This is a genomic window from Paraglaciecola psychrophila 170, assembly GCF_000347635.1.
In the GTDB taxonomy this organism is placed as follows: Bacteria; Pseudomonadota; Gammaproteobacteria; order Enterobacterales; family Alteromonadaceae; genus Paraglaciecola; species Paraglaciecola psychrophila.
The window spans coordinates 4,675,503-4,687,018 of record NC_020514.1 but is presented as its reverse complement, the minus strand read 5'-3'; the positions used below and the strand labels follow the sequence as shown (position 1 = coordinate 4,687,018).

Below are 11,516 nucleotides of genomic sequence, written 5' to 3'. Positions count from 1 at the left end.
GATCTGAATATTACAGATTGCTGACTAAACCATTGTGGTAGATCCCATATAAAATGCAGTTTAGCAGCAGTCTTACTTGACAGAGCACACATTGATCATTAGACTTCCGCGACCCGAAATTCGATGACTTTATCGTCAATGAATTAGGGCTCGCGGATTTTTCGCGTTTTACGCCCTCAAAAAAGGGCAATCAGTCGTAACTTAATCAGGAGCTAGTTAATGGCAACAGTTAACCAGTTAGTGCGCAAGCCACGCAAACAACCTGCGACGAAGAGCAACGTCGCGGCTTTGCAAGCCTGTCCACAACGCCGTGGAGTATGTACACGTGTATATACCACCACACCAAAAAAGCCGAACTCTGCATTACGTAAAGTATGTCGTGTTCGTTTGACCAACGGTTTTGAAGTGTCTTCATACATCGGCGGTGAAGGTCACAACTTACAGGAGCACAGTGTTGTTCTTATTCGTGGTGGCCGTGTTAAAGATTTACCAGGTGTTCGTTATCACACAGTTCGCGGTACATTAGATTGTGCAGGCGTAAGTGATCGAAGAGCTGGCCGTTCTAAATACGGTACAAAAAGGCCTAAGTCTTAACGGTTCTCCGTTAGTAAGGCCAAACTAAAGTAATAATTGAGTTTTGGGAATACCCTGAAAATTCTACGGAGAATTTGAAATGCCAAGAAGAAGAGTCGTAGGTCAACGTAAAATCCTACCAGATCCTAAGTTCGGATCAGAGTTACTTGCTAAATTTATGAATGTCGTCATGTTAGACGGCAAAAAATCGACTGCTGAAAAGATCGTTTACGGTGCACTAGAAATTGTTGCTGCTAAAGCTGACAAAACGCACTTAGAGATATTTGAAGTCGCACTCGACAACATTCGCCCTACGGTCGAGGTTAAGTCTCGTCGTGTTGGTGGTTCTACTTATCAGGTTCCAGTAGAAGTTCGTCCTGTTCGTCGAAATGCCCTAGGTATGCGTTGGTTAGTTGATGCTGCCCGTAAACGTGGTGAAAAATCAATGGCTCAACGCCTTGCAGCTGAAATGCTCGATGCTGCTGAAAATAAAGGTTCTGCGGTTAAGAAACGTGAAGACGTTCACCGCATGGCTGAAGCAAACAAAGCTTTCGCTCACTACCGCTGGTAATAAGAGAAAGTTATGGCTCGTAATACGCCTCTTGAGCGTTATCGTAATATTGGTATTGTCGCCCATGTGGACGCGGGTAAAACCACGACCACTGAGCGAGTTCTTTTCTATACTGGCTTGTCACACAAGATCGGTGAAGTTCATGATGGCGCAGCTACTATGGATTGGATGGAACAAGAGCAAGAGCGCGGCATCACCATTACTTCGGCAGCGACGACCTGTTTTTGGTCGGGTATGGACAAACAATTCGACCAACATCGAATTAATATCATCGACACCCCAGGGCACGTTGACTTCACTATTGAAGTAGAGCGTTCTTTGCGTGTGCTTGATGGTGCAGTCGTTGTGTTTTGTGGTTCGTCAGGTGTAGAGCCTCAATCTGAAACAGTGTGGCGTCAAGCTGATAAATACCGCGTTCCACGCATTGTATTTATCAACAAGATGGACCGAACTGGAGCAGATTTTGAACGCGTTGTTAAACAAATAGAAACTCGTTTAGGTACCATTTGTGTGCCTATTCATTTAAATATCGGTGCTGAAGAAACGTTTAAAGGTGTAATTGACCTTATCAAGATGAAAGCCATTAATTGGAATGATTCTGATCTAGGCATGACCTTCACTTATGAAGATATCCCTGCTGACTTGATGGACAGAGCACAAGAATTGCGCACTGACCTAATTGAAGCTGCTGCCGAAGCTACCGATGAATTAATGGATAAATATTTGGAAGGCATTGACCTTACCGAAGACGAAATTAAGTTTGGTTTACGTAAACGTACATTAGCGAATGAAATAGTACTCGCTACGTGTGGCTCCGCATTTAAAAATAAAGGTGTACAGGCTGTTCTCGATGCAGTTGTTGAGTATTTACCGGCACCCATAGACGTACCTGCGATAAAAGGTGTACTAAACGATAAAGATGAAACAGAAGCAGAGCGTCCAGCAGATGATGCTGCTCCCTTTGCTGCATTGGCTTTTAAAATTGCCACTGACCCCTTTGTTGGTACGTTAACGTTCTTCCGCTGTTATTCTGGTGTAGTTAATACCGGCGACGCTTTTTACAACCCAGTGAAAGCTAAGCGCGAGCGATTTGGACGTATTGTTCAAATGCATGCCAAGGATAGAGAAGAGCTTAAACAAGTACGTGCTGGTGATATTGCTGCCGCAATAGGACTTAAAGATGTAACTACGGGCGACACATTGTGTGATCCTAACCACATTATAACCCTAGAGCGTATGGAATTTCCGGAACCGGTCATTTCAATAGCGGTAGAACCTCGCTCTCAACCAGACCAAGAAAAAATGGGTGTTGCTCTAGGTAAACTAGCTGCAGAAGACCCTTCTTTTAAGGTACATACTGACGAAGAGTCTGGTCAAACTATTATATCGGGAATGGGTGAATTACATCTTGATATTATTGTTGACCGAATGAAACGTGAGTTCAACGTTGAGTGTAATGTAGGTAAACCTCAAGTTGCTTATCGCGAAACTATCCGCAGTAAAGTTGATGTTGAAGGAAAGTTTGTTCGTCAATCAGGCGGCAGAGGCCAGTTTGGTCACGTTTGGTTAACTATCGAACCTAATGAAGAGGGCGCTGGATACGAATTTATCAATAAGATTGTAGGGGGAACAGTTCCAAAAGAATTCATCCCTTCAGTTGATAAAGGTATCGAAGAACAGATGCAAAATGGTGTAGTAGCTGGATACCCGGTACTTGATGTAAAAGTTACCTTGTTTGATGGTTCGTATCATGATGTTGACTCTTCAGAAATGGCGTTTAAAATCGCAGGCTCGATGGGATTCAGGAAAGGGGCTGCTGAAGCAAACCCTGTATTACTTGAACCAACAATGAAAGTTGAAGTTACCACCCCAGAAGACTGGATGGGTGACGTAGTCGGCGACCTAAACAGGCGCAGGGGTATGATTGAAGGCATGGAAGATGGTGTGGCAGGTATTAAAATAATTCATGCCAAAGTACCGTTATCAGAAATGTTTGGCTACGCTACTGACTTGCGCAGTGCAACTCAAGGGCGAGCATCATATTCAATGGAATTTTTTAAATACTCAGAAGCGCCCAGTAATGTCACAAAAGCCATTACTAATGCGCGAACTTAAATTTTAATGAAGGTCTGATCCGGAACTCAACATTGAGGTCGGATTTTTAACTTAGGAAACCAGTAAAATGGCAAAAGCAAAGTTTGAACGTACTAAACCGCATGTAAACGTCGGTACTATCGGTCACGTTGACCATGGTAAAACAACATTAACAGCCGCAATAACGACTGTATTAGCAAAAACTTACGGTGGCAACGCATCTGCATTCGACATGATAGATAATGCTCCTGAAGAGCGCGAGCGTGGTATTACTATATCAACGTCTCATGTTGAATATGACACACCTGCACGCCACTATGCCCACGTAGATTGTCCTGGTCACGCCGATTATGTTAAAAACATGATAACGGGTGCTGCTCAAATGGATGGTGCTATTTTGGTGGTAGCTGCAACAGATGGTCCTATGCCACAAACACGTGAGCACATCTTGTTAGGCCGTCAGGTTGGCGTACCTTTCATGGTTGTATTCATGAACAAGTGTGACATGGTTGACGATGAAGAATTACTAGAATTGGTAGAAATGGAAGTACGTGAACTTCTAAGTGAATACGAATTCCCAGGTGACGATTTACCAGTTATCCAAGGTTCAGCCCTTAAAGCCCTCGAAGGCGACCCAGTTTGGGAAGCAAAAATCCTTGAGCTAGCTGAAGCCCTAGACACCTATATCCCACTTCCAGAGCGTGATATCGATAAGCCTTTCCTACTTCCTATTGAAGATGTTTTCTCAATTTCAGGGCGTGGAACGGTAGTGACAGGTCGTGTTGAGCGCGGTATTGTTAAGACAGGTGATGAAGTAGAAATCGTTGGTATCAGAGATACGACTAAGAGTGTTTGTACGGGCGTAGAAATGTTCCGTAAATTACTTGACGAAGGTCGTGCTGGTGAGAACGTTGGTGCCCTATTACGTGGTACTAAGCGAGAAGACGTAGAGCGTGGTCAAGTATTGGCTAAGCCTGGTTCAATCAACCCACACACTAAATTCGAAGCTGAAGTATACGTACTAAGCAAAGATGAAGGTGGTCGTCATACTCCATTCTTCAAAGGATATCGTCCACAGTTTTACTTCCGTACAACTGACGTAACAGGCGCTGTAGAGCTTCCTGAAGGCGTAGAAATGGTAATGCCTGGTGACAACTTGAAATTCGTAGTTGATTTGATTCATCCAATCGCGATGGACGAAGGTTTACGCTTCGCAATCCGTGAAGGTGGCCGTACTGTAGGTGCTGGCGTAGTGTCTAAAATTATATAAGTAACCCGTTTACTTATACATGAAAGGTCACCTCGGTGGCCTTTTTTATTGCCTGCAGTAAAGCAGTTGCTAGAAACGAGTAAAAATATAAATAAATATTTGAACCATAGAGTCCTCCGGGTGCCGTGAGCGCAGGAAAAGCATATTTTCTTTGATGAGAAAGTGTTCCGCAATAAAGCCTCCATGGCTTGAATTTCTTGATGACTTAAATTTTAATTCTATTTACAGACCTTGTTATGCTTCATAGTAAGCAATATTATATTGGGCAGATTCAAGTTTGAAGTGCATAACCTCTAAGCAGCTATAGCCACCATGTGTTCAGCCATCAATTTGGCTGGCTTTTTATAATTTAGTTTCTTTCTTGGTCTGTTATTGAGATTGACTATTACATCTTGAACGGCTGATTGCGATACCTTTTTAAAGTCTGTTGATTTCGGCCAATATTGTCGTAATAGACCATTGGTATTTTCATTCAAGCCTCGTTGCCACGAACAATAAGGGTCTGCAAGATACACATCACATTTCAATCTTTCAGTCATCTGTTCATGGTACGCAAACTCTTTACCATTATCCGCTGTAATCGTGAGTACAGCGCTTTTAAACGGCGCTAACGAGGCGATGGTGGCTGCTGTGACTGTTTTTGCTGACTTGTCATCTACACGTCTCGAAACGGTAAAACTCGTTTTGCGCTCTACAATCGTGACCAGTGCGCCACTGTGACCTTTGCCAATAACGAGGTCAATTTCCCAATCACCCATTCTACTTTTATCATCAACAACGTGTGGACGCTCATCGATACTTATACGGTTCTTAATAAACCCTCTGCCAGCTTGTTTATCCTTACTACGTGATTGATAAGCTTTACCTTTCCTACGTAAATGTTGGAATAAATAACCACCATTTTTTTTGTCAGACCAAATGTGCTGATAAATAGTTTCATAACTAATGTCGATGCTCTGGTCCTCCCTAAGCCACCCAGACACCTGCTCTGGACTCCATTTCGTAGTAAGTTTTGACTCAATTAATGCAATGAGTGCTGTTGTCAATTTAATGGCTTTACAAGCGACTAATCGGCGTGTGTCTGTCGATGTTTGAGCTTGCTTAAAACGATAGCCTCGTTTGCCTGTATTACGGGAAAACTCCCTGCTAATGTTTGATTGACTAACCTTTAGTTGTTGGATATTTTATTTTGGCTCATTCCTGTTTTACTTAAAGCATAAATTTGGCATCGTTGTTCATAGGTCAGTTATTTATATGTTTTCAATGTTGCATCTCTTGCCGGAGAAAAAGCGATTAGCATATATTCAGCCGACCGTCTTTTCTACCCGTTCAAGTTATGCACTTATTATTTGAATCCAAGTAGTCAGCGTTTATCGTGATCCTAACAATGGGAAAACTGATCTGTTTGTGATTATCAGCAACCTAATGGAAGAGGGTTATCAGGTACGGCTAAATCTTTCGATACCGTGGTTAAACGACTTAATACATTCAAACTCGAAGAGACAGGTTTTGTATATCTAGTTGATACAAAGGGCACAATACAAATACACAAAGAAAACAAGAAGATTGGCAGATCTCTGTCAGCGGTATACAACACAAATGATGTCTCTATGTTGTTGAATAAATTAACTTTAATTTTATTGAAATGGATTTCGAAGGACAAACAGTGTTTTTGGCCTCTAGCCATATCCCGAGTATGGATTGGTTTGTTGTAGCAAACATTCCTTATGATGAAATTTTAAATGTTTGAATAGTGCAATCTGGCAGATCCTACAGTAGTCTTCTCTGATAGCTGCTCTTGCCTGCATTGCGGCATGGTATGTAGCTGGCACAGTTATCAAACCAATTAATCAATTAGCAGAAGCATTCAGTAATCTTGGACAAGGAAATGCAGATTTGTTTTACCGACTACCAACAGATGGACAAAAAGAAATTGCCGAAGTGGCTGATGGGTATAATCATTTTATTAAAAAGCTTGAAGACTTATTTAACAACATATCGCAGAGTAGTAATAAACTCAGATCTGTAGCCGAAACTTTACGTAAAGACGCTGAGGATACGCAGATTAACGTAATAGAAAGTACTGACAACACCACACAAATATCTCGCACCTTAGATCAGGTTAGTTCGAATGTTTTGGTGGCGGCTAAAAATGCCAGTGACGCTGCCACAGTCTCTAATGAAATCAGTAAAAGTAGCGAGACTATTGCCCATGTTATCCGAGGGACACAAAATGATATTAGCCAGTTAGCAAAAAATTCATGATGTGGCAGATGTGATCGCATCATTAACCAAGACTACACTTTCTAATAACAGGTAAAATGGATTTAGCCATGGCTGCAACGTGGTCAACAGAGCGGGAAGAGTTTGCCTACTTTTCAAAGCATTACCGCCAAGAAACAGTAAATTATTTGTTAAAAAGGGCAATGCCAATAATATGCATTTGAAAACTTTGTCAGACTTAGTTGGTAGTCAATACATGGTTGGTGTCGAAAGTGGATATTATTATGGCCAAACTTACCAAGAATTACTCAAGTCTGCTGGTTTTCAGGCGAATATAAATGAAGTGATTGATCTTGAAAAAAACGTGACTTTATTGATGGAAGGTTATCTAGATGGCTTTCTTGTTGACCCTAACACGATGCAATCCTTTATAAAAAAATATCAGATGGATGATGAGTTTGAGCAACATATCTGTGGAGATATACAGCGCTAATATTTTTATCATGCTGAGTAAAAAGTCTTCAGATATTGTAATTTTGAACAAGATTAACAAAGCTATTGTAACCTTAACGGATAATAGTGAGTTAAGAGAAATAAGTCGGCATTGGGAAATATCACAGAAGGAAGAGTAACCTTCTGTGATTATAAGTTAAAAGGCCCTTAATGTTAAACATGTCTGTCCTGAATTTGTCAGTTTTAGCGGTCAGATGTTGCTCTATCCTTTTAATGTCAACAGTATGATTTCTACCACTGTGTAAGGGGTTCTGCGTCTAACTGATAAAAACGGATCCAATCATATTGTGTATACATAGGGTAAATATTACGTTTTTTATTACCACCAAAATCATTTTGGATTTCATCTTCAGGTATCCAAAAGTTGATCATCAATTGACTCAGGCTATCGGGTATCGGTGTTGGGTAGATTTGTGGAGCTATGCAGCTAGGAACACAATCTAAATCGTCTTGTTTAAGAGACTTTGTTAATACACCATCGACATACCAGTTGATCTCAGTTGGCATCCATTCGATGGCGTAAACTCGCCATTCATCAGCAGGAGCAATATTAATTTTGTGTTCCCAAGCTCCCCATTCTCTTGTTGCCCACCATTGCCATGTATTTTTTCCATAAATTAAATTTGCTTGAAATTTGTCTGGTCTTCCACCTTCTAACTCCACATCTATTTCTTCCCATTCACGAGGTATCCCCTCATTTGTGTAAGTGAACAATGATGATATATAACCTGATGCGCCCGCTCTATCTGGAGCTTTCATGCGGGTTTCGTAGCGGCCGTATCTTATTTTTTTATGCTCAGCCGTTCTTAATTCCCCACAAGAGAATTGATAAGCTGATTTGTCCATCTGATGATCATTAGACCACCCAGAGGCTATTGGCTCTTGACGAATAATTAAATTGAGTAACCCATCCTTAACTTGGACTCCTTGAGGCTGAAATCGACAAGCTGCCTCACTGCCTACAGCCCCATCGCCTATTTCCCAAGTCTGTTTATCAAAGACATCAAACCGCTCGTCTAAAACCAGAGTGAAATCTTTATAAATACCCTTATAGCCTGCATAAGCTGTAGGTAAATCATTTAGGCTGCGTTGTTCTGCTTCGGGAGTGCCTCGGACACCTCCGCTTAAAATCATCAAAATGATACATGCACAGGTACTTTGTTCAATGGATTTCACATTCGGCCTCATTCTGTCATTTGAGTGTTTTTAGAGCCAGCCTAAATAAGGCAAGCAATTAAGAATATTGTTTTAATATTATAAAAATAACATTTATTTCCAATCGCTCGGATAATAGAAAGCCAAGACTTGAGTTTTTCACGGATGATTGCCGGTCATTTAGCAAGGTCAAATAATTTAAACGACTGGATGTGATCAGGCACAAGTCATGTGCCTTTTTTAGCCGCAAGGCTGCGTTGGTGAATATAATTTGAAGTGCTAATATCGGCTACGATATTAGCACTTCAAATGGATTCAATCTTGCCATCCTTGGCGAGTATTATAATGTCAGAATATATTTAACCGGTGTTTCTCATCCCCACGGCGATACCTGCTATTGTAACCATCATAGCGCGCTCTAAAGTAGCATCATGCTCTTTATCATCTAGTTGCCTTATTCTCTTAAGGAGTTCGATCTGTAAGTAGTGCAATGGTTGTAAATAACTGGCTCGGATATTCATTGAAACCGAACCTTTTGGATCGCTTTCCATTACCGTTTTTTGATCAAGCAATTTAAGTAATAAGTCTATGCTTTGTTGCAGCTCGGTGCGCAATGCATCACCGAAATGTCTGAGTTCTTTAGGCACTAAACTCTTATCGTATTCTTGGCTGATTTTTGGGTCGGCTTTAGCGAAAACCATATCTAACATCGAAAGACGAGAATAGAAAAACGGCCAGTTAGCTAACATATCTTGAATGGTGTCTTCTTTGCCAGCATCTAAAGAACTTTGCACTGATTTCATTACCCCTAACCAAGAAGGTAATACCATACGGGTTTGAGCCCATGCAAATATCCACGGGATAGCACGGAGACTTTCAATGCCTCCTGTAGGTTTGCGTTTGGCAGGGCGGCTGCCTAGTGGTAATTTTCCTAGTTCTTGTTCTGGTGTGGCCACACGAAAGTAAGGTACAAAATTTTCGTCATGTCTGACAATTTGGCGATAGTTGTCGCGCCCGTCTGCTGCCATTTTTATCATGGCTTCGCGCCATGCTTGTTTAGGTGCCGGTGGCGGTAAAATCAGCGCTTCTAATATTGCGCTAGCATAAAGTGCCAAACTGCGCTGCGCTAGGATAGGCATCCCAAATTTATATCTAATGGTTTCGCCTTGTTCGGTGACTCTGAACCCGCCAGTTAACGAACCTGGAGGCTGTGACAGTATCGCTGCGTGAGCTGGTAAACCGCCACGACCAATGGTGCCGCCTCGCCCATGGAACAAGGTTAATTCAATGTCATTTTCTTCGGCGAGTGCAACCAAGGCTTCTTGAGATTCATACTGCGCCCAACCAGCTGCCATCGCACCAGCATCTTTAGCCGAGTCTGAATACCCAATCATCACATATTGATGAGCTTGGATATAACCGCGATACCAATCAATAGAAAACAGTTTTTTGGTAACACTTGCAGCTGCATTTAGGTCGTCTAATGTTTCAAACAGAGGTGCCACTGGCATTGGCCAAGTCACACCAAGTTCTTTAAGCAATAAGTTCACACTTAGTACGTCTGAGGGCAAGCTAGCCATAGAAATGATATAAATACCAAAGCCGTCTTTGCCGTTTTGTGCAATCACTTTACAGGTGTCTAATACTTCTTGAACATCTTCACTGGGTTGCCATGCTGGCGGAAACAATGGGCGTTTTGAACCCAGTTCTTTAAGTAAAAATGCTTGTTTGTCGTCTTCACTCCACTGGCCGTAATCACCTAAACCTAAGTAACGGGTCAGTTCAGAAAATACATCTGCATGTCTTTCTGAATCTTGACGTACGTCCAACTTAAGTAGATGCACACCAAAACAGTGGATCCGACGTATAGTGTTTTGTAGGTGCCCTTGGGCGATAACAGACATGCCACAGGCCTGTAATGAGTGGTAACAAGTCATCAAAGGAACAAGCAACTGTTCTTTGTTATCTACCCAATCGGTCATATCGACAGGAATACCTTTGAGCTTCTCAACTATGCCTGTTTGTGTTTTGACTAATTTTTCTAAAAGGGGCCTTAGAATGGCACGATAAGGTTCTAGTTCATCGCCTACTTTAGCCCTTAGATCATCGTCACAATCGCTCATAGATAGTTCGGTTTGTAAGATATCAATGTCTTTTGCAAACAATTTAGCAGCGCGTTTACGGGCTAAAAGCAAGACTTGCTCTGTTACCTTCGAGGTGACGAAGGGGTTGCCATCTCTATCGCCGCCCATCCACGAACCAAATTTCACAGGTGATACATCTAACGGGATCGACAAGCCAAATTTGTCGACAAAACGCTTATCCAATTCACGAATAAAATCGGGTACCGCTTCCCACAGTGAGTTTTCAATGACCGAAAACCCCCAACGCGCTTCGTCTACTGGGGTAGGGCGGATAGTGCGAATTTCTTCGGTATGCCAAGCCTGACTGATAAGTTCAGCAATACGAGTTTCAATTTTGTCTCGCTCTACTTCATTGATGTCAGAGACATGTACTTTACTTAAGCATTTCGCAAGCTCGCTGTGCTTATGGATCAAAGTCCGGCGAGTCACTTCTGTCGGGTGCGCTGTTAATACCAGTTCAATATTTAAATGCTGTAGCGCTTTTTCGAACGTGTCGGCCTTTATATCGGCTTGATCCAAATGACTAAATAAAGTGTCCATAGGATCAACTTGGTCGTTATTGCTGTTAAATTCTTGTTCTGCAATGTTCGCTAAGTTTAAAAATTGAGAGAAAGCGCGACCTACCGTGAGTAATTCATCATTTTTTAATTCAGTAAACAATTGCTTAACACGTTTAGCGCTTTCTTCATCACCTTGATGGGCCTTGCGCCCATCTTTTCTGACCGCTTCAATTCTCTCTAACCATTGCTCGCCCAACTGATCACGTATGGTGTCGCCTAATACAGCGCCTAAATTACGCACTGTTCCTACTAACTGGGAATCTAAAGCCTGTGTCATATACGTCTCCAAAATTGATAACTTGCTGAACGTAAGATACTTAGATGTAAACTATTTGTCTAAGTAAATAGGGCTATTAATCATTCCTAAATGTGTTTATTGATGTTGTTTTTCTATATACTTACACGCTTTTAAA

The 11,516-nt window shown here is 41.8% G+C and carries 8 protein-coding genes and 1 pseudogene; 6 read left to right on the top strand and 3 right to left on the bottom strand.

Features of this window, described 5'->3' with window-relative positions; all coding sequences use genetic code 11:
- Nucleotides 1–219 precede the first annotated feature (219 nt).
- From rpsL to tuf, 4 genes are all read left to right on the top strand, one after another.
- On the top strand, nt 220–594 hold the full coding sequence (gene rpsL, locus C427_RS20515) for a 30S ribosomal protein S12 (protein ID WP_007643204.1): 375 nt from the start codon (nt 220–222) through the stop codon (nt 592–594).
- A gap of 79 nt (nt 595–673) precedes the next feature.
- On the top strand, nt 674–1,144 hold the full coding sequence (rpsG, locus tag C427_RS20510; protein WP_034900295.1) for a 30S ribosomal protein S7: 471 nt from the start codon (nt 674–676) through the stop codon (nt 1,142–1,144).
- A gap of 12 nt (nt 1,145–1,156) precedes the next feature.
- Complete coding sequence (gene fusA, locus C427_RS20505) at nt 1,157–3,259, top strand: elongation factor G (protein ID WP_007643205.1); 2,103 nt, start codon at nt 1,157–1,159, stop codon at nt 3,257–3,259.
- 67 nt (nt 3,260–3,326) lie between these two features.
- Nucleotides 3,327–4,508: an elongation factor Tu gene (gene tuf / locus C427_RS20500; RefSeq protein WP_015431273.1), complete on the top strand. Its 1,182-nt coding sequence runs from the start codon at nt 3,327–3,329 to the stop codon at nt 4,506–4,508.
- A gap of 293 nt (nt 4,509–4,801) precedes the next feature.
- On the opposite strand, the pseudogene C427_RS20495 reads toward tuf, so the two are convergent.
- A pseudogene (locus tag C427_RS20495) lies at nt 4,802–5,754 on the bottom strand (IS30 family transposase).
- Between the two features lie 539 nt (nt 5,755–6,293).
- Here C427_RS20495 and C427_RS20485 point away from each other — a divergent pair.
- Together C427_RS20485 and C427_RS20480 are read left to right on the top strand one after the other, a co-directional pair.
- Nucleotides 6,294–6,773, top strand: coding sequence for a HAMP domain-containing protein (locus C427_RS20485; RefSeq protein WP_307532203.1), 480 nt, complete (start codon nt 6,294–6,296; stop codon nt 6,771–6,773).
- Nucleotides 6,774–6,945: 172 nt separating this feature from the next.
- On the top strand, nt 6,946–7,224 hold the full coding sequence (locus C427_RS20480) for a type 2 periplasmic-binding domain-containing protein (RefSeq protein ID WP_007642622.1): 279 nt from the start codon (nt 6,946–6,948) through the stop codon (nt 7,222–7,224).
- 251 nt (nt 7,225–7,475) lie between these two features.
- On the opposite strand, the gene C427_RS20475 is transcribed toward C427_RS20480, so the two are convergent.
- Both C427_RS20475 and ppc read right to left on the bottom strand, forming a co-directional pair.
- Nucleotides 7,476–8,420 carry a glycoside hydrolase family 16 protein gene (locus C427_RS20475; RefSeq protein WP_007642620.1) on the bottom strand — a complete coding sequence of 315 codons (945 nt, stop codon included), beginning with the start codon at nt 8,418–8,420 and terminating at the stop codon, nt 7,476–7,478.
- A 338-nt stretch (nt 8,421–8,758) separates the two neighbouring features.
- Entirely contained in the window at nt 8,759–11,380 is a 2,622-nt protein-coding gene (gene ppc, locus C427_RS20470; protein ID WP_007642619.1) for a phosphoenolpyruvate carboxylase, read from the bottom strand.
- Between the last annotated feature and the right edge of the window lie 136 nt (nt 11,381–11,516).